Source organism: Rhodoferax sp. (assembly GCF_034520025.1).
Taxonomy (GTDB): Bacteria; Pseudomonadota; Gammaproteobacteria; order Burkholderiales; family Burkholderiaceae_C; genus Allorhodoferax.
On the sequence record NZ_JAXHNZ010000001.1, the window covers coordinates 887,080 to 907,756 of the forward strand.

General features: G+C 62.4%; 16 protein-coding genes. 6 read left to right on the forward strand and 10 right to left on the reverse strand.

The annotated features are described in order from the left end of the window. The first annotated feature begins 2 nt into the window (after nt 1–2). The 3 genes from U5L73_RS04240 (at nt 3) to U5L73_RS04250 (ending at nt 2,379) form a co-directional block, all read left to right on the forward strand. Nucleotides 3–896 carry a class III extradiol dioxygenase subunit beta gene (locus U5L73_RS04240; RefSeq protein ID WP_322561177.1) on the forward strand — a complete coding sequence of 298 codons (894 nt, stop codon included), beginning with the start codon at nt 3–5 and terminating at the stop codon, nt 894–896. A gap of 1 nt (nt 897) precedes the next feature. Next, entirely contained in the window at nt 898–1,860 is a 963-nt protein-coding gene (locus U5L73_RS04245; protein WP_322561178.1) for a Gfo/Idh/MocA family oxidoreductase, read from the forward strand. Nucleotides 1,861–1,929: 69 nt separating this feature from the next. Beyond that, nucleotides 1,930–2,379: a DUF2721 domain-containing protein gene (locus tag U5L73_RS04250; protein ID WP_313876224.1), complete on the forward strand. Its 450-nt coding sequence runs from the start codon at nt 1,930–1,932 to the stop codon at nt 2,377–2,379. Here U5L73_RS04250 and U5L73_RS04255 read toward each other — a convergent pair. Then, the gene (locus tag U5L73_RS04255; RefSeq protein WP_322561179.1) at nt 2,376–4,460 is read right to left on the reverse strand and encodes a molybdopterin oxidoreductase family protein; all 2,085 of its coding nucleotides are present in this window, start codon (nt 4,458–4,460) and stop codon (nt 2,376–2,378) included. The two genes, U5L73_RS04250 and U5L73_RS04255, sit on opposite strands and share 4 nt — an antisense overlap. Before the next feature lie 79 nt (nt 4,461–4,539). Between U5L73_RS04255 and U5L73_RS04260 the strand changes: the two genes are divergently transcribed. Continuing rightward, entirely contained in the window at nt 4,540–5,733 is a 1,194-nt protein-coding gene (locus U5L73_RS04260) for a M20 aminoacylase family protein (RefSeq protein WP_322561180.1), read from the forward strand. A 2-nt stretch (nt 5,734–5,735) separates the two neighbouring features. Here the strand turns inward: U5L73_RS04260 and U5L73_RS04265 are convergent, their stop codons facing one another. Further along, nucleotides 5,736–6,515: a type III pantothenate kinase gene (locus tag U5L73_RS04265; RefSeq protein ID WP_322561181.1), complete on the reverse strand. Its 780-nt coding sequence runs from the start codon at nt 6,513–6,515 to the stop codon at nt 5,736–5,738. A 193-nt stretch (nt 6,516–6,708) separates the two neighbouring features. On the opposite strand from U5L73_RS04265, the gene icmF reads away from it, so the two are divergent. Together icmF and U5L73_RS04275 are read left to right on the forward strand one after the other, a co-directional pair. Then, nucleotides 6,709–10,002 (forward strand): fused isobutyryl-CoA mutase/GTPase IcmF, encoded by a 3,294-nt coding sequence (icmF, locus tag U5L73_RS04270; protein WP_322561182.1) that lies wholly within the window; start codon nt 6,709–6,711, stop codon nt 10,000–10,002. 82 nt (nt 10,003–10,084) lie between these two features. Continuing rightward, nucleotides 10,085–13,252 (forward strand): EAL domain-containing protein, encoded by a 3,168-nt coding sequence (locus tag U5L73_RS04275; RefSeq protein WP_322561183.1) that lies wholly within the window; start codon nt 10,085–10,087, stop codon nt 13,250–13,252. A gap of 74 nt (nt 13,253–13,326) precedes the next feature. Here the strand turns inward: U5L73_RS04275 and U5L73_RS04280 are convergent, their stop codons facing one another. The 8 genes from U5L73_RS04280 to dbpA form a co-directional block, all read right to left on the reverse strand. After that, the gene (locus U5L73_RS04280; protein ID WP_322561184.1) at nt 13,327–14,190 is read right to left on the reverse strand and encodes an alpha/beta hydrolase; all 864 of its coding nucleotides are present in this window, start codon (nt 14,188–14,190) and stop codon (nt 13,327–13,329) included. A 19-nt stretch (nt 14,191–14,209) separates the two neighbouring features. Further along, nucleotides 14,210–14,926, reverse strand: a complete 717-nt coding sequence (locus U5L73_RS04285; protein WP_322561185.1) for an ABC transporter ATP-binding protein — start codon at nt 14,924–14,926, stop codon at nt 14,210–14,212. Further along, nucleotides 14,923–15,699: an ABC transporter ATP-binding protein gene (locus U5L73_RS04290; RefSeq protein WP_322561186.1), complete on the reverse strand. Its 777-nt coding sequence runs from the start codon at nt 15,697–15,699 to the stop codon at nt 14,923–14,925. The genes U5L73_RS04285 and U5L73_RS04290 overlap by 4 nt, the downstream gene beginning before the upstream one ends. After that, complete coding sequence (locus tag U5L73_RS04295) at nt 15,696–16,667, reverse strand: branched-chain amino acid ABC transporter permease (RefSeq protein ID WP_322561187.1); 972 nt, start codon at nt 16,665–16,667, stop codon at nt 15,696–15,698. Before U5L73_RS04295 ends, U5L73_RS04290 begins: the two co-directional genes overlap by 4 nt. Next, nucleotides 16,660–17,580 carry a branched-chain amino acid ABC transporter permease gene (locus U5L73_RS04300; protein WP_322561188.1) on the reverse strand — a complete coding sequence of 307 codons (921 nt, stop codon included), beginning with the start codon at nt 17,578–17,580 and terminating at the stop codon, nt 16,660–16,662. Before U5L73_RS04300 ends, U5L73_RS04295 begins: the two co-directional genes overlap by 8 nt. A 16-nt stretch (nt 17,581–17,596) precedes the next feature. Then, a complete protein-coding gene (locus tag U5L73_RS04305; protein ID WP_322561189.1) occupies nt 17,597–18,793 on the reverse strand; it encodes an ABC transporter substrate-binding protein in 1,197 nt (398 codons plus the stop codon). A gap of 103 nt (nt 18,794–18,896) precedes the next feature. Next, nucleotides 18,897–19,133 carry a hypothetical protein gene (locus U5L73_RS04310; protein WP_313874988.1) on the reverse strand — a complete coding sequence of 79 codons (237 nt, stop codon included), beginning with the start codon at nt 19,131–19,133 and terminating at the stop codon, nt 18,897–18,899. A gap of 116 nt (nt 19,134–19,249) precedes the next feature. After that, nucleotides 19,250–20,632, reverse strand: a complete 1,383-nt coding sequence (gene dbpA / locus U5L73_RS04315; protein ID WP_322561190.1) for an ATP-dependent RNA helicase DbpA — start codon at nt 20,630–20,632, stop codon at nt 19,250–19,252. Nucleotides 20,633–20,677: the final 45 nt, after the last annotated feature.

Below are 20,677 nucleotides of genomic sequence, written 5' to 3' on the forward strand. Positions count from 1 at the left end.
CCATGGCCAAAATTACCGCCTCTGTATTCACCTCGCACGTGCCGGCCATTGGCGCGGCTATGGACCTCGGCAAGACCCAGGAAGACTACTGGAAGCCGCTGTTCGCGGGTTATGACTTCTCCAAGCAATGGATGAAGGACAACAAGCCGGACGTGATCTTCTTGGTCTTCAATGACCACGCGACAGCCTTCAGCCTGGACATGATTCCCGCTTTCGCCATCGGTACCGCTGCGGAGTACACACCGGCCGACGAAGGCTTCGGCCCCCGCCCGGTGCCCAAGGTGCAAGGCCACCCTGACCTGGCCTCGCACATTGCGCACTCGGTGATCCAGCAGGACTTTGACCTCACCATCGTCAACAAAATGGATGTGGACCACGGCTTGACCGTGCCCTTGTCCTTGATGTGTGGCGAGAAGGACCCGGTCAAGGATGCCTGGCCCTGCCAAGTGATTCCGTTTGCGGTCAACGTGGTGCAGTACCCCGTGCCCAGCGGCCAGCGCTGCTTCAACTTGGGCAAGGCCATCCGCAAGGCGGTGGAGAGCTACGACGAAGACCTGAATGTGCACATCTGGGGCACCGGTGGCATGAGCCACCAGCTGCAGGGCGCGCGTGCCGGCCTGATCAACCGCGAGTGGGACAACGCCTGGCTGGACCAGATGATTGCCGATCCGGCCGCCTGTGCCGCGACTCCGCACATCGACTACGTGCGCGAAGCCGGCAGCGAAGGCATTGAGCTGGTGATGTGGCTGATCGCCCGCGGCGCCATGTCTGACGTACCCTACGATGCTACAGATTTGGAAGCAGCTCGCGCACACTCCGTGAGCGTTAAGCACCGTTTTTATCATGTGCCTGCCAGCAATACGGCAGTAGGACACCTCATTCTGGAAAACAACTGATATGAGTAAAACTATCAAAGTCGCCCTCGCGGGCGCTGGCGCTTTCGGCGTCAAACACCTGGACGGCATCAAGAACATCGAGGGTGTGGAAGTCATTTCCCTCATCGGTCGTGAGCTCGACAAGACCCAAGAAGTGGCCGCCAAGTACGGCGTGGGCCATGTGACGACCGAGCTGTCTGAAAGCTTGGCTTTGCCTGAGCTGGACGCAGTGATTTTGTGCACTCCGACCCAGATGCATGCCGAGCAAACACTGGCTTGTTTGAAAGCCGGCAAGCATGTGCAGGTCGAAATTCCTCTGGCCGACAGCTGGGCCGGTGCCGATGCCGTGGTGGCGGAGCAGAAGAAGACCGGCCTGGTCGCCATGTGCGGTCACACCCGCCGCTTCAACCCCAGCCACCAGTACGTCAACGAGCAGATCACAGCCGGCAAGTTCAACATCCAGCAAATGGATGTGCAGACCTACTTCTTCCGCCGCACCAACACCAACGCGCTGGGCCAAGCCCGCAGCTGGACCGATCACCTGCTGTGGCACCACGCCGCCCACACCGTGGACTTGTTTGCCTACCAGGCCAATAGCCCCATCGTGCAGGCCAATGCCATCCAGGGCCCGATCCACCCAGTGCTGGGTATTGCTATGGACATGAGTATTCAGTTGCGTGCAGCCAATGGTGCCATCTGCACGCTGTCCTTGAGCTTCAACAACGACGGCCCCTTGGGCACTTACTTCCGCTACATCGGCGATACGGCCACCTATCTGGCCCGTTACGATGATTTGTACACCGGTAGGGAAGAAAAGATCGACGTGAGCAACGTCGCCGTCAGCATGAACGGCATTGAACTGCAAGACCGCGAATTCTTTGCTGCCATCAAAGAGGGCCGCGAGCCCAACGCGAGCGTGGGCCGCGTGTTGGACTGCTATCGCGTGTTGCACCAGCTGGAGCTGCAACTGGCGCAACAGAAATAGAGCGCCGACCTACAATGGAACGCTATGCCTGCACGAGCCGGCATAGCGTTTTTTATTGAGGTGTATGCAATGCCCTTTCCCCTTGAGCCGGATGCGGTCTCCCACGGAATCCAGCTGGCGGTTGCGCCCGTCTTTCTTTTGACAGCAGTGTCCGGCATGATTGCGGCGGTGGCCGGGCGACTGGCGCGCATCATCGACCGGGCGCGCAATGTGGAAACGCGCATCAAGCAGGGCGCCCACCCTGCGGAGGACGCAGATGGCTATACCGAACTCGCGGAGCTGCGGACGCGCGGTTTGCTGGCGAATTCGAGCATTGCGTTGTTAACGGCCTGTGCGTTCCTGATCGGCCTCACCATCGTGGTGTTGTTCCTTGGCGAAACGATTGACTTCCCCGGCTTGCGTATCTCCATCTTTACGTTTGTCGGGGGTGTCGTGTGCTTTTTGAGCGCCTTGATCTGCTTCATGGTGGAGACTTTCATCGCCACCCGTCTGCTCAATTTCGGGCGAAAAAAGCGCTAGCTTTTCTTCACCTCCACCGCGCAGTCGTAAAACGTAGGCGCCCGGCCCATGTCGGTCAGGCGCTGGCTGGTCAGCTCATTCACATTGGTGCCGTCGCGCCCCAGCTTGCGCCACCAGATGCCCAAGCCATTCACGACCCCAGGGCGTGCGCGGGCGGACACTCGGGCCTTGCAGCGGTGGCTGCCGCGGGCGTTGAACACTGTGACCTCATCTCCGTCTGCGATACCGCGAGGGATGGCATCGGCCGCATGCAACTCTACCAAGGGCTCGCCTTCAATATCGCGCAGGCTCTTCACATTCACGAACGTAGAGTTGAGGAAGTTGCGCGCCGGAGGCGAGATCATGGCCAACGGGTACGCCGGGTCTGCTCCGGCGGGTTCGTAGTTAGGTAGGTGGTCGGGCAGTCCGTCGTCCCCGCGCGCAGCCAAGCGCGCGCTGAAAAACTCGCACTTGCCACTGGGAGTCGGAAAACCGCCATCAGCAAACGGTGCATCCGGCACCGGTAGGGGCGCGTACCCTTGGCTGAGCAGCAAGCCAAAGTCCACTTTGTCCCCAAAGGCCGTGCGGCACAGGCTTTCATCAGACTCGGAAAATACGTCTTCGGTATAGCCCATGCGCTGCGCCAGATCGCGAAAGAACTGGGTGTTGGTGCGCGCCTCACCCAGCGGGGCAATAGACGGCCGGTTCAGAAGGATGTCGGTGTGGCCGTAACTGCTGTGCACGTCCCAGTGTTCGAGCTGGGTGGTGGCGGGCAACAGGTAGTCGGCGTAGTCGGCGGTGTCGGTCTGAAAGTGCTCCAGCACCACGGTAAACAGGTCTTCGCGCGCAAAGCCTTGCACCACTTTGGCGGATTCCGGGGCCACCGCTACAGGGTTGCTGTTGTAGACGATGAGGGCTTCAATCGCCGGACCGAACTCGGCGCTGGCCGGGCGCAGCAGGTCATCGCCAATAGTGCTCATGTTGATGGTGCGGGGCGTGCGGCCGGCTAGCAGCTCTGGCCGCTCCAGTGCCATGGTCTGGGTGGGTACATAGCCCGAACTGGACAGCAGCACGCCGCCGGCGCGGTGCCGCCAGGCGCCCACCAACGCGGGCAGGCAGGCAATCGCCCGCACCGCGTTGCCGCCGCCCCGCACCCGCTGCAAGCCGTAGTTCATGCGAATGGCCACCGGCTCGCCTGCACGTGCCATTTCGCCGTATTCGCGGGCCAGCGCGCGCACTTCGTCGGCGGTGATGCCACAGACCTCTGCGGTGCGCTCAGGCGTCCATTGCAAAGCCCGCTCGCGCAGTCCTTCCCACCCCAGGGTGTGGCGTGCAATGTAGTCGTGGTCCAGCCAGTCGTGGGTGATCAGCTCATGCATCAGGCCCAGCGCGAGGGCGGCATCGGTGCCGGGCAGCAGGGCAATGTGCTGGTGACATTTCTCGGCCGTCTCGGAGCGGCGCGGGTCGATGCAGATGATGCGCGCGCCATTGCGCTTGGCGGTTTGCACATGGCGCCAGAAGTGCACATTGCTGGCAATCGAGTTGCTGCCCCAAATCAGGATCAACTTCGCCTCTGCAAAGAACTCCACCTTGGTGCCGACTTTGTTGCCTAGAGTGAAGGTCAGTGCCTCCGCGCCGGCTGAGGCGCAGATGGTGCGGTCCAGCCGGGCCGCACCCAGCTTATTGAAAAAGCGGGCAGCCATGCCTTCGCCCTGCACACGCCCCATGGTGCCGGCGTAGCTGTAGGGCTGAATAGCCTGTGGGTCGCGAGCGGCAATGGTCTGGAGCTTGTTCGCAATGTCGCTCAGCGCCTGGTCCCAGCCTACCCGCTCAAACTGGCCGGACCCTTTGGGCCCTACGCGTTTGAGCGGGTGCAGCAGCCGTTCGGGGTGGTAGGTGCGCTCGGTATAGCGCGATACCTTGGTGCACAGCGCGCCATTGGTGGCAGGGTGGTCCGGGTTGCCCTGTACTTTGATCGCGATGCCGTCTTGCACCGTGACCAGCATCGAGCAGGTGTCCGGGCAGTCGTGGGGGCAGGCGCCCAGAATCTGGGTGGGTGCGGTGGTTGGGGGGTGAGAGGTCGCGGGAGTGTCTGAGTGCATGGTGCGGACTTTACCGAATTGCGTATGCTCTTGCGATGACACAAACGGGACATTTCAGTCCCCGCGTAGGACACTTGCCATGAAATTGATCGAACCCATTGTTGCCAACACCCCCGAAATTGCGGCCCTGCGCAAAGACATCCATGCCCACCCGGAGCTGTGTTTTCAGGAGGTGCGCACAGCCGATGTGGTGGCTGCCAAGCTGGCCGAGTGGGGCATCCCCATCCACCGCGGCATGGGCACCACCGGGGTGGTGGGCATTGTGAAGGCCGGTACCTCCAGCCGCGCATTGGCTTTGCGCGCCGACATGGACGCCCTGCCCATGCAAGAGTTCAACACCTTTGCCCACGCCAGCCAACATGCCGGCAAGATGCACGCCTGCGGGCACGACGGCCACACCGCCATGCTGCTGGCAGCGGCGCAGCACTTTGCCAAGCACCGCAATTTTGACGGCACGGTGTACCTCGTGTTCCAGCCCGCAGAAGAGGGTGGCGGTGGCGCCCGCGAGATGATCAAGGACGGCTTGTTTGAGCAGTTTCCGGTGGAGGCGGTATTCGGCATGCACAACTGGCCGGGCATGGCAGCTGGCACCTTCGCGTCTAGCGCGGGCCCGGTGATGGCGTCCAGCAACGAATTCAAAATCACCATCCGGGGGAAGGGCGGCCACGCGGCCATCCCCCACAACGCCATTGACCCGGTGGTGGTGGCTTGCCAGTTGGTGCAGGGCTTTCAGACCATCATCAGCCGCAATGTGAAGCCGATTGAGGCGGGCGTGATCTCGGTCACCATGATCAACGCCGGGGAAGCCACCAACGTGATCCCCGATTGCTGCGAACTGCAAGGCACGGTACGCACTTTCTCGATCGAGGTCTTGGACCTGATTGAACGCCGCATGCGCGAGATGAGCGAGAGCCTGTGTGCCGCATTCAACACCCGGGTGGAGTTTGCCTTTGTGCGCAACTACCCGCCCACGGTCAATGCGCCCAAAGAGGCCGCGTTTGCCCGCAAAGTCATGGAGAGCATTGTGGGCGCTGACAAGGTCTACACCCAGGAGCCCACCATGGGCGCCGAAGACTTTTCGTTCATGCTGCAGGCCAGACCCGGCTGCTACGCCTTTATTGGTAACGGGGACGGCGACCACCGCACCATGGGCCACGGCGCCGGACCTTGCACCTTGCACAACCCGAGCTACGACTTCAATGACGAGTTGCTTCCCTTGGGCGCTACCTTCTGGGTGCGGCTGGCTGAAGAGTGGTTAGCGACGGACGTCTGACATCAAGGCGTCAGTTCAAGGGCGTAGCGGTCTTTTGCCATTTGCAGCAGGCCGTCAAAAATCAGGTTGTCCACCAGTTCAAACGGGCGGGTCATGCTGGGAGCCATCTTCCAGCCCGCACCGCCCGTCATGATGCGAGCCGGGTCTGCACCGCAATGGGCTTTGACGTGTTGCACCATCCGCTCCACCGCCCCCGCAATCGCAAAAGTCCCGCCGCTCGTGAGCGCGTCGCTGGTGTTGGTCGGGAAGTCACGCACCTCGCCTGTTGGCACATGCAGGCCGGCGGTGCCGGACTCTAGTGCTCTGAGCATGATGCCGTGGCCGGGCAAAATCAGCCCGCCCAAGAATTTGCCCTGTGCATCGATGGCCTCCACCGTCACCGCTGTGCCCACCATGACCAGCACCATGGGGCGCGCAGGGCCTTGGCTCAGCATGTGGTGATAGGCCCCGATCATCGCGACCCAGCGGTCCGCCCCGAGGCGGGTGGGGTGGTCGTAGCCATTGCGTAAGCCGGCTTCGGCTTCGCTGGAGACCACCCATTGCGGCACCACATCCCACAGGTCCATCTGCTCTCGCACCCGGCGTTTGACCGCATCTCCAGCCACCACGCACCCTAATACATGGCGTGGTGAGGGCAGTGCGCTCCAGGCGCCATCTGCGAGCTTGTCGATGTTCTCCAGAAACTCGGCACCTTGTGCCAACAAGGCTGCACCGGGGCGGGGGGATGCGTAATGTGCCCATTTGAGGCGTGTGTTGCCGATGTCCAGCGCGAGAAATGTCATGGTGCCGCAAGCAGTGTCTTGATAAGTCGCACTCTACCGGATTCAGCACCGCAGACGAGAGCCAATGGCGCTCAGTGCTAAGTACTTACCCTAGGGTAGGCCGTAAGCCACCGTGAGGGTGATTGGTTTACAGTTGACGTTTACGTAAACGTCAATCACGCCGCTGCACGCGGCAACCCTTTGTGAATAAACTATGACCGATCTGTCTGCTGACTACAAAGCCCTGGCCAATTACCGCCCGACCCACAAAGTGCGGTTTGTCACCGCGGCCAGCCTGTTTGACGGGCACGACGCAGCCATCAACATCATGCGGCGCATCCTGCAAAGCATGGGTGCAGAGGTGATTCACCTGGGCCACAACCGCAGTGTCGATGAGGTGGTGACAGCAGCCCTGCAGGAAGATGTGCAAGGCATTGCCATCAGCTCCTACCAAGGCGGGCATGTCGAGTACTTCAAGTACATGGTCGACTTGCTGCGTGAGCGCGGCGGCTCGCACATTCAGGTGTTTGGCGGCGGTGGCGGAGTGATCGTGCCGGCCGAAATCCGGGAGCTGCATGCGTATGGCGTGGCCCGGATTTACAGCCCGGAAGACGGTCAACGCATGGGGCTGGCCGGCATGATCGGCGAAATGGTGATGCGCTGTGACAAAGACATCACCGCCCTAGCACCCAAGGATTTTTCGGCGATTAAAGGTCACACAGAGGCTAGCTGGCGCGCCCTGTCTCAGCTACTGACGGCAGCAGAGGCTTCTAAGCTCAATCCGGCCTTGGCGCAGGAGATGCGTGCGCAAGCAGCTACCAAAAAGATAGCGGTTGTGGGTATCACCGGCACCGGCGGTGCCGGCAAGTCTAGTCTGACCGATGAGCTGATCCGTCGCCTGCGGCTGGACCAGAACGACGCTTTGCGCGTTGCGGTGATCTCTATCGACCCGAGCCGCCGCAAGAGCGGGGGCGCACTCCTGGGTGATCGCATCCGCATGAACGCTATTTCGCCTTGGCAGCAGGGAAGCCGAGTGTTTATGCGCTCGCTAGCGACCCGGGATTTCGGCTCCGAGATCAGCGCGGCGCTGCCGGATGTGATTGCGGCCTGCAAAGTGGCAGGCTTCGATGTGATCGTGGTCGAAACCTCCGGCATCGGCCAGGGCGATGCGGCCATCGTGCCGCATGTGGATGTACCGCTGTACGTCATGACGCCCGAGTTCGGTGCGGCCAGCCAGCTCGAAAAGATCGACATGCTGGACTTTGCCGAGTTCGTGGCGATCAACAAGTTTGACCGCAAGGGCGCCAGCGATGCACTGCGCGACGTGGCCAAACAGGTGCAGCGCAACAAGGAAGCCTGGAACACCCCCACCGAGCAGATGCCGGTGTTTGGCACCATGGCGGCACGCTTCAATGACGACGGCGTGACCGCCCTCTATCAAGCGGTGTTGCCGCGCCTTCAAGCCTTGGGCGTGCCACTCCAAGGCGGCTGCCTGCCCCGGGTGAGCGTGCGTCACAGCTCCAACCAGACGCCGGTGGTGCCGGCAGCGCGCACCCGGTATCTGGCCGAGATCAGCGACACGGTGCGTGGCTACAAGAAACGCGCCAAAGAACAAGCCCGGCTGGCCCGCGAGATCCAGCAACTGCGCGAAAGCGGCCGCATGCTGCGCGAATCGGACCCCGAAAAAGCCGGCGCGGTGCAAGCCGTGGCGGATCTGGCGGAGCAACGCGTGGAGCGCATGGGCGCCGCTGAGCGCAAGCTGCTGGCCCAGTGGCCCGAGATGCAAAAGGCCTATGCGGGTGACGAGTACGTGGTGAAGATCCGCGACAAGGAAATCCGCACCGCGCTCACCACTAAGAGCTTGAGTGGCACCACCATCCGCAAAGTGGCCTTGCCGCAGTACGAGGACCATGGCGAAATCTTGAAGTGGCTGATGCTGGACAACGTGCCCGGCAGCTACCCCTACACCGCAGGCACCTTTGCCTTCAAGCGCGAGGGCGAGGACCCGACCCGCATGTTCGCGGGCGAGGGCGATGCCTTCCGGACCAACACCCGCTTCAAGCTGCTGTCCAGCGGCATGGCGGCCAAGCGCCTCTCTACCGCTTTCGACTCGGTCACGCTCTACGGCAACGACCCCGACCCGCGCCCGGACATCTACGGCAAGGTGGGCAACAGCGGCGTGAGCATTGCCACGTTGGATGACATGAAAGTGCTGTATGGCGGGTTTGACTTGTGTAGCCCGAGCACCAGTGTGTCCATGACTATCAATGGCCCCGCACCTTCGATCCTAGCCATGTTCATGAATACCGCCATCGACCAGAACATCGACAAGTTCAAGGCCGATAACGGCCGCGAGCCTACCGACACCGAGGTCGCCAAGATCAAGGAATGGGTGCTGGCCAATGTGCGCGGCACGGTGCAGGCCGACATCCTGAAAGAAGACCAGGGCCAGAACACCTGCATCTTTAGCACCGAGTTCTCCCTGAAGGTGATGGGCGACATTGCCAGCTATTTTGTGCACCACAACGTGCGCAACTTCTACAGTGTGTCCATCAGCGGGTACCACATTGCCGAAGCCGGGGCCAACCCCATCAGCCAATTGGCGTTTACGCTATCCAACGGCTTCACCTTTGTGGAGGCGTATCTGGCGCGCGGCATGCACATTGACGACTTTGCGCCTAACCTGAGCTTCTTCTTCAGCAACGGCATGGACCCGGAGTACACCGTGATGGGCCGCGTGGCGCGCCGCATCTGGGCCGTGGCCATGAAGGAGAAATATGGCGCGAGCGAACGCAGCCAGAAACTCAAGTACCACATTCAGACCAGCGGCCGCAGCCTGCACGCGCAGGAAATCCAGTTCAACGACATCCGCACCACGCTGCAGGCGCTGATTGCGATTTACGACAACTGCAACAGCCTGCACACCAACGCGTTTGACGAAGCCATCACCACGCCCACTGAAGACTCGGTGCGCCGCGCTATGGCCATCCAACTCATCATCAACCGCGAGTGGGGGCTGGCCAAAAACGAAAACCCGAGCCAGGGCGCTTTCATCATCGAAGAGTTGACCGAGCTGGTGGAAGAGGCGGTGCTCAAGGAGTTTGAGGCTATTGCCGACCGTGGCGGCGTGTTGGGCGCGATGGAAACCGGATACCAGCGCGGCAAGATCCAGGACGAATCGATGCACTACGAAATGCTCAAGCACACCGGCGAGCTGCCCATCATCGGCGTGAACACCTTCCGCAATCCGCATGGTGACCAGGTGATGGAAAAGCTCGAGCTCGCCCGTAGCACCGACGAAGAAAAGCAAAGCCAACTGCAGCGCTTGGCAGATTTCCACGCCCTGCACGCCGTCGAGGCGCCCGCCATGCTCAAGAAGCTGCAACATGCGGTAATCGACAACGTCAACGTGTTTGAGGTGCTAATGGATGCGGTGCGCGTGTGTTCGCTGGGACAAATCACCAGCACCTTGTTCGAGGTGGGCGGGCAGTACCGTCGCAATATGTAAACTTCTGGTGCGCTTATTGCTTGCAAGGCCCTGAGCCGTTGGAGCCCGCGTGGCGGGTGGCTCTGAGGATCGGGCCTTGCATATGCTGTCAAAAATTTCGCACTGGTTGGGGCGTTTGAGTGTCGGGCGCAAGCTCACACTCATTTATTTGCTGGATCTGACGGCGGTCATCTATGTCTCCGGCATCCTGATCCACGAAAAGTACCTCGCCATCGACTTTGCCCGCAAAGAAATTGTGGGCGCCAATTACACCGAGGTGGTGCGGCACAACGTGATGGACACCATCCTCGCCGCTCCGGGTAACGCCCCGGCCGCCCGGGCGCATGCCCTCCAAGCCATGGCGCAGGCGCAGGCAGACTACGACAGCCAGCTCAACACTGGCGGCCCCTCGGCCCGCCTGCACGCCATGCTCGCCGCCACCCCATCGGCGCCCGAGCACGGTCTTCTGGTGGCCCAAGCGCGGGACCTGCTCACGGTCGTGGGTAACCAATCCAACCTGATTCTGGACCCGGACCTCGACAGCTACTACGTGATGTCGCTGACCCTGTTGCGCCTGCCGGAGTTGCTGCAAGTCATGTTGGACACCCACAACCTGATGCGCCATTGGGATACACGTGTTCCCGGTTTCAGCCCCAACGCCCAGTTACTCACAGTGTTGGGCCGGCTGGATGCGGTGCAGCAAGGCCTGGAGTCGGACTACGAGCAAGCCTGGTTGGCCGGTACGCCCGAGTTGCAAGCGGCACTCAAGCCGGGGCGCGACGCGCTGCAACAGTCGCTGGCCGAGTTCACCCGGGCTGTGCGGGACATCAATACCGCCAACATCACGCCCGAGCAGATAAACCGCCTCGATGCAAGCTCCCAGCAGGCATTGCAAGACCTGTCGGTGAGCTGGCAGACCGGTATTGCACAGTTAGAACTCTTGCTGACCCAGCGGGTAGACACCTTGTTTCAGCGCATGTGGATCCACTTGGGCACGGCCCTGCTGCTGTTGGGCTGCATTTTGAGCTTGGTGTATCTGGTGGCCAGCCAGATCGCCAAGCCCTTGCAGGGCCTGGCCCGTGTCGCCCACGATGTGCGGCGCAACGCGGACTACACCTTGCGAGCCGAGTGGCACAGCCGTGATGAGATCGGCCAACTCTTTTCCGCGTTCAACGGCATGCTGGCGCAACTGGACCGCGATCGCCTGGTGCAACAAGAGTTGGCCGCCAGCGCCCGCGTGGCAGAGGCCCAGCGCGAGCTAGTGGAGGCCTTTCCCATCCCCATTGTGGTGACCTCGGTGCCGGACCACGAGGTGCTGCACGTCAACACCCCGGCCCGGCCCTGGTTGGGCGGCCGCACCGATGACCCGTGGCGCCATGGCCTGGAGCCAGGGGTGCGCGGGCGCTTTTTCCAGCGCCTGGCTGACTTTGATGCAGTGGACGAGTTCGAGGTGCGCTGGCACGGCGGCGCCACCCCGTCGTGGGCGGTGCTGTCCGCGAGGCGCTTGAACTACCAAGGGCGCGACGCCGTGCTCACCGCCTTCACCCCGATCAACAAACTCAAGGTGATGGAGCAGCGGCTGGAACTGTGGGCCAAGGTGTTTGAAGCCTCCAGCGAGGGCATCATCATGGATGAGAGTCGCAAGATCATCAGCGTGAACCACGCCTTCTGCCGCAGCACCGGGCACGACATTTACGAGGCGCTGGGCCGCGACCTGAGCTTTGTCATGCAGACTCCGCAAGACGCGGTCTGGTCCGAGCTGGAGAGTCACAACGACTGGCAAGGCGAGGTGCGCTTCTGCAAACAAAATGGCGATACCTATCCCGCCTGGCTGATGGTGTCCTCGGTGCACAAGAGTGCCACCAGTGGCGAGGTGGTGAACTACATCGGCATCTCCATCGACATCACCGACCGTAAAGCCAAAGAGGAGCGCATCCGCTTCCTGGCCCAGCATGATGTGCTGACCGAGCTGCCCAACCGCGCTCTGTGCCAGCAGCGGCTTGGGGAGGCGATTGAAAGTGCGCGCAGCAGCGGCGAGAAAGTGGCCGTGCTGTTTATCGACCTTGATCGCTTCAAAGCCATCAATGACACCCTGGGCCACCACATTGGCGACGGGCTGCTGCGCACGGTGGCGCGTCGCCTGTCGGCCGCAGTGCGCACCGATGACACCGTGAGCCGCTTGGGCGGCGACGAGTTTGTCATCGTGTTGCGTCATGTGGGTGAACTGGATGAGCTGCACGCCTTGGTCAATGACCGTCTGATTCCGTCCATCCGCCAGACTGCAACGGTCGATGGCCATGTGCTATCGGTGTCGTGCAGTGTGGGTGTTGCGCTCTATCCTGATGACGCGTTAGACCAAGATGAGCTGATGCGCCGTGCCGACGCGGCCATGTACGAGGCCAAATCAGCCGGCCGCGACATGGCGCGCTTCTTTTCCCCCGAAACCGACCAGCGGGTGTTGGCGCGGCAAACCATGGAGACCCAGCTGCGCCAAGCGCTGGCCAATGACGAGTTCAGCCTCCACTACCAGCCGCGGCTGAACGCCCGCACCCGCAAGGTGCAGGGCGCCGAGGCCCTGCTGCGCTGGAAAAACCCCCTGCTGGGCCAAGTGCCGCCAGGCGAGTTCATCCATGTGGCCGAAGAAAGTGGCTTGATCAAACCCATAGGCGCCTGGGTGCTGCGCGAGGCCTGCCGCGACTGGATGGCCTTGGAAGCGCAAGGCATTTGCAAGGGGCTGGAGCTGTCGGTCAACCTGTCGGTCGCCCAGCTGGCCGACCCGGAGCTGGTGGACCAGCTCATTGCGGTGTTGCGCGATACCCGCATGCCCCCGGCCCAACTGGAGCTGGAACTCACCGAGTCGCACCTGATGGACAACCCCGTCGCCGCCCAACAAAAAGTGGCAGCCCTCAAGGCGCTGGGCGTAAAGGTGGCGATTGACGACTTCGGCACCGGCTACTCCAGCCTGGCCTACCTCAAGCGCTTCGACATCGACAAGCTCAAGGTGGACCAGTCCTTCGTGCTGGGCATGCTGGAAGACAGTGCCGATGCCGCCATCGTGCATGCAGTGATTGCGCTGGGCCACACGCTGGGCCTGAAGGTAGTGGCGGAAGGCGTGGAGAACCTGCCCACCGCCCAGACCCTGACTGCGCTGGGCTGTGACGAGCTGCAGGGCTACTGTTTCAGCCGACCGATTCCCTTGGTCGAGTGGGTGAGCTACCTGCGCAGCCACGCCTTGCGCGAGGACCGTCGCCGACCGCCGCTTGCAGGCTGATTTGCTATTATTTTGATAGCTGCTAGCGCATGTTCTATGAGGGCTAGCGGCACATTTGGATTGAATCTTGCGGATCAGGCAGTCAGCTTCTGCTGCAGCCAGCGGCACGCCGGGCTGTTGGCGTCTTCCAGCCCGTGGATCACGGTGAAGTGATCGGCGCTTTCGATGGCGCTCAGTTCCACCGGGTTACCCAAGGCCACTGCGGCATCGCGGTAGCCGGTGGACTGGCGGGCGAATTCGCCGGACTCGGCACCACCCCAAATGACCCAGGTAGGCGTAGGGCAGGCGCGCAGGTTGGGCGTGGGGGAGCAGCGGCGGATGATGCGCTCGTCCAACTGGATCATGGGTTGCAGGTAGCTGTAGCGCAGCGGCTCCAACTCATAGAGGCCGCTGAACAGCAAGCCGGCCTTGAGCGGGTCGCGCGGCAGGCCGTAGTCGGTGTCCCAGGCGGTTTGCAGGCACATGGCCCCAAGGTGGCCGCCGGCGGAATGGCCGCCCACGCCCACGCGGGTCGGGTCACCACCGTAGTTTTGGATATTGCGCAGCGTCCAGGCAACGGCAGCGCGGCACTGGCGGGTGATTTCTTCAATCGTCACAAACGGCGCCAGCGCGTAGTTCACCACCACGGTGGTGATGCCACTGGCGTGCAGGCCCAAGGCCACGTTGTGAAAGTCTTTGCTCTGGAAGGCGCGCCAGTAGCCGCCGTGGATAAATACGAAGACCGGGGCGTTCGGCACGTCCGCCGGAAAGATGTCCAGCGTTTCGTGCACCGTGGGGCCGAAGGGGATGCCCACATGGTGCTGGAGGGTGCTGCGGGCTTTTTCGGCTTGCGCAGCAAAGTGCTTGCCGGGCGCGGCCGGGTCAGGCAGCGCGATGGAAGGGTTGTACTGCGCGTCGATCTGCGCCTGGGTGTCAAAGTCGCGGTAGAGCTTGGGCATGGTGGTAGTCCTTGATGGTTCAGATGCCGACGTAGCGGTGCCAGAGTTCGGGTTGTGCGGCCAGTGTGGTTGAGTCACCACTCCATACTGCGCGGCCGCGCTCCATGATGGTGTGGTGGCTGGCCAGCGCGATCAGGCGCTGCACATATTTGTCGATGACCAACACGCTCTGGCCTTGGGCGCGCAGGGTGTTCAGGCATCGCCAGATGTCTTCACGGATGAGTGGCGCCAGGCCTTCGGTGGCCTCGTCCAAGATCAGCAGGTGCGGGTTGGTCATCAGCGCGCGGCCAATGGCCAGCATCTGCTGTTCGCCCCCGGAGAGCTGGTTGCCCATGTTGCGCGCGCGGTGCTCCAGCACCGGGAACAGGTGGTAAATCCGCTCCAGCGTCCAGGGCTCGGCACTGGCATTGCGCCGCGCGGCAAAGGCAATCAGGTTCTCTTGCACCGTGAGGTTGGGGAAAATCTGCCGCCCCTCGGGCACCAGCGCCACGCCCATGCGGGCAATGCGGTCGGGGCTCAAGCCCTCAATGCGCTCGCCCCTGAAGCGGATGCTGCCGCTGCGTGCGGGTGTCAGCCCCAGGATGCTGCGCACCGTGGTTGTTTTGCCCATGCCGTTACGGCCCAGCAGGGTAGAGGTGGTGCCGGCCTGGAGCTGCATGTCCAGCCCGAACAGCACCTGGCTGTTGCCGTAAGCCGTCTCCAGGCCCTGAATGTCGAGCAGGGTCTCGGTGCTCATGGGCGGGCCTCCGGCAAAACTTCGTCGCCAAGGTAGGCGCGTTTTACGTCGTCGCTCTGACGGATGGCATCCGGCTGGCCACTGGCAATCACGCGGCCGGCCACCAGTACCGAAATGGTATCGGCGAGTTGGAACACGGCGTCCATGTCGTGCTCCACCAGCAACAGGGTGGTCTCGGCGCGCAGCGATTGCAGCAGTGCCACCATGCGCTGGGACTCGTCCGGCCCCATGCCGGCCAGGGGTTCGTCCAGCACCAGCAGCTGCGGGCGGCTGGCGAGCGCCAAGCCCACCTCTAACTGCCGTTGCTCGGCGTGCGACAAGGCGCCTGCCGTGCGTTGCAGTTGGGCCTGTAAGCCTACGCGCGCAGCCACATCTGCCGCCGCCTGCATACGCTGGGTCTCGGTGTGCACCGGGCGCCAGAAGCGCATGCTGCTGCCCGCCACTGCCTGTAGGGCAAGGGCCAGGTTGTCCTGCACGCTCAGGCGCAAAAACACGTTGGTGATCTGGTACGAGCGGGCCAAACCTCGCTTCACCCGGGCGTGCATGGGCAGGCGGGTGATGTCTGCCCCGTTGAGTAATAAGCGCCCGGCATCCGGCCGTAGCGCGCCCGAAATCTGGTGGATGAGCGTGGTCTTGCCTGCGCCATTGGGGCCAATCAGGGCATGGACCTCGCCCTTGTGTACCTGCAGGCTGGCGTGGTCGGTGGCGGTGAGTGCGCCGAAGCGCTTGACCAGCGTATCGATCTGCAGCAATGGGGGTGCGCCGGTGTTCATGCCTGACTCCGCGTCCACACGCTGCGCAAGCTGGCCAAGCCATGCGGTGCCAGCAATACGACGGCCAGCAACATGGCACCCAGGCCCAGCTGCCAGTGTTCGGTGGTGTGGCCTAGCACTTCTTCAAGCAGCAGGAAAGCTGCGGCACCGAGCACGCCGCCATACAGGTGGCCCACGCCACCCAGAATCACCATCACCATCAGCATGCCGCTCTGGCTCCACTGCATCATGGACGGGCTGACAAAACCTCCTTGGTTGGCCAGCAAGGTGCCGGCCAGTCCTGCCATCGCACCCGCCAGAGTAAAGGCGGTGAGCTGCGTGCGCAGCACCGGAAAACCCAGTGCCTGCATGCGCACCGGGTTCTCGCGCAGGCCTTGCAGCACCTGGCCGAAGCGCGCGTTGAGCAGGCGTTGGGTCAGGAGAAGGCACAGGGTGAGCGCACCGAGAGCGAGGTAGTACAGCGCCGTGTCGTCAGGGGCCATGCCGGCCCAGGTGTTGCGCCCCGCTAGCTGGAGGCCGTCGTCCCCGCCATAAGTTTTGAGGGAGACAGCCAGGTAGTACAGCATTTGCGCAAAGGCCAGCGTGATCATGATGAAGTACACGCCCTGGGTACGCAGGCTGATAAATCCGATCAGGCAGGCTAGGCCCGCGCTCACCAGCATGGCAGCGGGCCAGGCGATGGCAGCAGGCACAGTGCCATGCTGCATCAGGATGCCCACGGTGTAGGCGCCCGCGCCCACAAAGGCCGCATGCCCGAAGCTCACTAGGCCGCCGAAGCCCAGAATCAGGTTCAGGCTGCTGGCCGCCAAGGCAAAAATCGCGATGCGGGTGGCTAGCGTGACGTAGAACTCTGCGTGCAAAGCCGCCGTGATCTGCGGCAAGGCCAGCAGCACCAAAAATATAGGGAGTGCAGCCCGCAGGTGCAGTGTGTGGTGCAGCGAGGTGCGGGCGTTGTTGGAATCAACCATGGGCAGGGAACAGACCGCGCGGCTTGAAGAACAGTACCGCAGCCATCAACACATAAATCAGTATAGAGGCCACCGCCGGCGCCGCATCGGCTGCCAGCGCTGCGCCGAACAGCGACTCGAACACCATGGGCAGCAGAGTGCGACCGCCGGAGTCCACCATGCCCACCAGTAGCGCGCCCACCAGTGCACCGCGGATGGAGCCGATGCCGCCGATCACGATGACCACAAAGGCCAGAATCAGAATGCTCTCGCCCATGCCCACCTGCACCGCCAGTAGCGGCCCGAGCATGCCGCCGGCCAGCGCGCACAGCGCAGCGCCCAGGCCGAACACCGCGGTGAACAGGCGCTGCACATTGGTGCCCATGGCCAAGGCCATGTCGCGGTTGGAAGCGCCGGCACGCACTTGCATGCCCAGCCGGGTGCGGGTCACCAGCAGGTAGAGCAGCAGCGCCGTGGCCAAGCCGACCACGATGATGAGCAAGCGGAACGTGGGGTAGAAAAAGCCGGGCAACAACTCCACCGGGCCCGAGAGTGCCGCCGGCGGGTTCAGCGACAGGGGTTGTGAGCCCCAGATCATGCGCACCGCCTCGTTGCACATCAGTAGGATGGCAAAGGTGCCCAGCACTTGGGTGACATGGTCGCGCCGGTACAGCCGGCGCAGCACCGATACCTCCAGCAGCACCCCGAAAAGGGCGGTACCCGCCACACCTGCAGACAAGCCCCACCAGTAGGAGCCACTGGCCTGGGTGGCTGTGGCGATCAGGTAGGCACCCACCATGTACAACGAACCATGGGCCAGGTTCACCATGTCCATGATGCCGAACACTAGCGTCAGCCCGGCGGCCAACAAAAACAGCATCAGGCCAAGCTGCAGGCCGTTCAGGGCCTGCTCCAGCAGCAGAATTCCGCTCATGCGCGTGCGTCAGGCCTTAGAGGCCAGGCATCTTGCAGTTGGTGGCGTAGGCGTCGGCGTGGTTTTTGAACACGGTGCCCAGGGTACGGTTGGTGACGCGGCCTTTGGCATCACGGGTGATGACGCGCAGGTAGTAGTCCTGGATGGGGAAGTGGTTGCTGTTGAACTTGAAGGCGCCACGTACCGAGTCGAACTTGGCGGCCTCCAAGGCCTTCTTGACGGCGGCCTTGTCGTCCAGCTTGCCCTTGCTGTCGCGCACGCCGGCATCCATCAGGCGGGCAGCGTCATAGCCCTGGGCCGCGTACAGGGTGGGCAGGCGGCCGTATTCTTTTTCAAACTCCGCCACAAACTTCTTGTTGGCTGCGTTGTCCATGTCGTGGCCCCACTGGGAGGTGTTGAACATGCCCAGCATGGGCTCGCCCACCGCCTTGATCACGTCCTCATCGCCCGAGAAGCCGGGGCCGAACAGCGTGATGTCCTTGGAGAGGCCGGCGCCCACAAACTGTTTGATGAAGTTTATGCCCAGGCCGCCGGGCAGGAAGATGTACACCGCGTCCGGCTTGGTGGCACGCAGCTTGGAGAGCTCGGCGCCGTAGTCCAGCTGGTTGAGGGCTGTGTAGGTTTCAGAGGCGATCTCGCCTTTGTAGAAACGCTTGAAGCCGGTGAGGGCGTCTTTACCAGCGGGGTAATTGGGGGCAATCAGCGCCACGCGCTTGAAGCCTTTGTCGGTGACCGTCTTACCCACGGCTTCGTGCATGTTGTCGTTCTGGTACGAGGCACTGAAGAAGTAGGGGTTGCACTGTTCGCCCGCGTACTGCGAGGGGCCAGCGTTGGCGCTGATGTAGAAGGTCTTGGATTGGAAGGTGGGGGGGCCCACGGCCAACATGACGTTGGAGAACACAATGCCGGTCATGAAGTCGACCTTGTCGCGTTTGATCAGCCGGTCTGCGGTTTGGCGCCCGACTTCGGGGTTGGCTTGGTCGTCTGCCACGATGACTTCGGCAGGGCGGCCGCCGAGTTTGCCGCCGTTTAGTTTCATGGCGAGTTGGAAGCCGTCACGGATATCCACACCCAAACCAGCACCGGGGCCGGACAAGGTGCTGAGCAAACCGACGCGCACGGGGGCGGTCGATTGGGCCCAGGCACCTGCTGCTGCGGCAGCCAGAGCGGCGGTCAAAACCAGGCGGGACGGGGCAAAACGGGGTAGGTGCATTGCAAACTTTCCTTGTGGAGGGTTGGACCGTTTCATTATCGGCCCAACACCCCCGGCAAATCTCTGCACCGGTGCAGAAAGCGCAAGCCCCGCAAAGTGAGGTTTAGTTCAGCAGGAAGCTGTCCGCGTGGGCTTCGAAGTCCTCCGCGTCGATGGCGGCATCAAAGGCGGCGCGGGCGGCCAGGGCTTCTTTGGTGTAAGGAATCAGGGGCTTGTCCAGGGGGCGCAGCTTGTGGCGGCGCAGGCCGCGCAGTTGTTGAGAGCGCTCCATGGTTTGCAACACCAGTTCGGGCTCCATCATCAGGCTGAAGGGGTTGAGGTCGGTGGCAGTGTTTTTCATGACAGTTCTCCGTCTATGGATTGCGCCGTAGAAAGGTTTGGCGCTTGGGAGAACTGTAGTCACCTGTCCCAAAAAATGGAGTCAGGCGTGCGCTGTAAAGCGTGTAGGAATTTCCCTTACAACAAACGTGCACGCACGCTTTTACCCTTGACGCGCCCGGCATTGAGCTTGTTGCAAGCCTGCTGGGCAACCTCGCGGGCGACTGCCACGAAGGTGCAGTATTCGGTGACCTGGATCTTGCCGATCTGCTCGCGGGTGAAGGCGGGACCGCCCTCGTCGTTGGTCAGCGCGCCCAGCACATCACCGGCCCGGATTTTTTCTTTGCGGCCACCGGCGATCTGCACCGTGATCATGGGGGGCAACAGCCGGCCTGTGCCCGCCGGGGTGAGCTCATCGAGCTTATGCCACACGGAGGGCGCGTTCTGGTACTGCTCGATCTTGCCGACCGAGCCCATCTCGCGCATGCTCGCCAAGCTCAAGGCCAAGCCTTTTTCGCCCGCACGGCCTGTGCGACCGATGCGGTGCACATGCACTTCCGGGTCGGGCGTGATGTCCACGTTGATCACAATGTCCAGCTCTTTCACATCCAGCCCGCGGGACGCCACATCGGTGGCGACCAGTACCGAGCAGCTGCGGTTGGCAAACTGGGCCAGCACTTGGTCGCGCTCGCGCTGGTCGAGGTCGCCATGGAGAGCCTGCGCTAAAAAGCCGTCTTCGACCAGCTTGTCCACCAGCTCGTTGCATTGCTGCTTGGTGTTGCAAAACGCTATGGTGCTGACCGGGCGGAAGTGATTGAGGATGCTGCTGACTGCGGTGAAGCGGGACTCGCGGTCCACCTCAAAAAAGCGCTGCTCGATGGTGTTGTCGGCCTTGGCAGCTTCCACCTTGATTTGCTGCGGGTCTTGCATGAATTGCTTGGCCAGCTTTTCAATGCCTTCGGGGTAGGTGGCTGAGAACAGCAAGGTCTGGCGATTGGGCGGGCACTGGCGCACCACGGTGGTGATGTCGTCTAAAAAGCCCATGTCGAGCATGCGATCCGCTTCGTCCAGCACCAGGGTGTTCAGGCCCTCTAGGGTCAGGTACTCGCGTTCCAGCAGGTCCATGATGCGGCCGGGCGTGCCCACCACGATGTGTGCGCCATTTTCAAGGCTGGCGCGTTGTCCACGGGTAGCAACGCCACCGAACAAGGTGACAACCTTGACGTTGTCTTGTGCGCGGGCGAGGCGGCGGATTTCCACCGTCACCTGATCTGCCAGCTCCCGGGTGGGGCAGAGCACCATGGCCTGCACCGCAAACCATCGCGGGTTGAGCTTGGCCAGCAGCGGCAAAGCAAACGCAGCAGTTTTACCGCTACCTGTCTGGGCTTGGGCAATCAGGTCTTTGCCGGCCAGCGCCACGGGCAGGCTGGCAGCCTGTATGGGCGTCATGGCATCAAAGCCCAGCTGTTGCAAATTGGCCAGCGTGGCAGGTGCGAGGGGGAGAGTAGAGAAAGCAGTCATCTGCCGATTATCGGGGGTACCCCCTGGCAGCCCTACTACAGGGGC

Excerpts from the sequence above, each read along its gene's own strand:
- U5L73_RS04240 (WP_322561177.1), top strand. The coding sequence starts at position 3 with ATGGCCAAAATTACCGCCTCTGTATTCACCTCGCACGTGCCGGCCATT.
- U5L73_RS04245 (WP_322561178.1), top strand. The coding sequence starts at position 898 with ATGAGTAAAACTATCAAAGTCGCCCTCGCGGGCGCTGGCGCTTTCGGC.
- U5L73_RS04250 (WP_313876224.1), top strand. The coding sequence starts at position 1,930 with ATGCCCTTTCCCCTTGAGCCGGATGCGGTCTCCCACGGAATCCAGCTG.
- U5L73_RS04255 (WP_322561179.1), bottom strand. The coding sequence starts at position 4,460 with ATGCACTCAGACACTCCCGCGACCTCTCACCCCCCAACCACCGCACCC.
- U5L73_RS04260 (WP_322561180.1), top strand. The coding sequence starts at position 4,540 with ATGAAATTGATCGAACCCATTGTTGCCAACACCCCCGAAATTGCGGCC.
- U5L73_RS04265 (WP_322561181.1), bottom strand. The coding sequence starts at position 6,515 with ATGACATTTCTCGCGCTGGACATCGGCAACACACGCCTCAAATGGGCA.
- icmF (WP_322561182.1), top strand. The coding sequence starts at position 6,709 with ATGACCGATCTGTCTGCTGACTACAAAGCCCTGGCCAATTACCGCCCG.
- U5L73_RS04275 (WP_322561183.1), top strand. The coding sequence starts at position 10,085 with ATGCTGTCAAAAATTTCGCACTGGTTGGGGCGTTTGAGTGTCGGGCGC.
- U5L73_RS04280 (WP_322561184.1), bottom strand. The coding sequence starts at position 14,190 with ATGCCCAAGCTCTACCGCGACTTTGACACCCAGGCGCAGATCGACGCG.
- U5L73_RS04285 (WP_322561185.1), bottom strand. The coding sequence starts at position 14,926 with ATGAGCACCGAGACCCTGCTCGACATTCAGGGCCTGGAGACGGCTTAC.
- U5L73_RS04290 (WP_322561186.1), bottom strand. The coding sequence starts at position 15,699 with ATGAACACCGGCGCACCCCCATTGCTGCAGATCGATACGCTGGTCAAG.
- U5L73_RS04295 (WP_322561187.1), bottom strand. The coding sequence starts at position 16,667 with ATGGTTGATTCCAACAACGCCCGCACCTCGCTGCACCACACACTGCAC.
- U5L73_RS04300 (WP_322561188.1), bottom strand. The coding sequence starts at position 17,580 with ATGAGCGGAATTCTGCTGCTGGAGCAGGCCCTGAACGGCCTGCAGCTT.
- U5L73_RS04305 (WP_322561189.1), bottom strand. The coding sequence starts at position 18,793 with ATGCACCTACCCCGTTTTGCCCCGTCCCGCCTGGTTTTGACCGCCGCT.
- U5L73_RS04310 (WP_313874988.1), bottom strand. The coding sequence starts at position 19,133 with ATGAAAAACACTGCCACCGACCTCAACCCCTTCAGCCTGATGATGGAG.
- dbpA (WP_322561190.1), bottom strand. The coding sequence starts at position 20,632 with ATGACTGCTTTCTCTACTCTCCCCCTCGCACCTGCCACGCTGGCCAAT.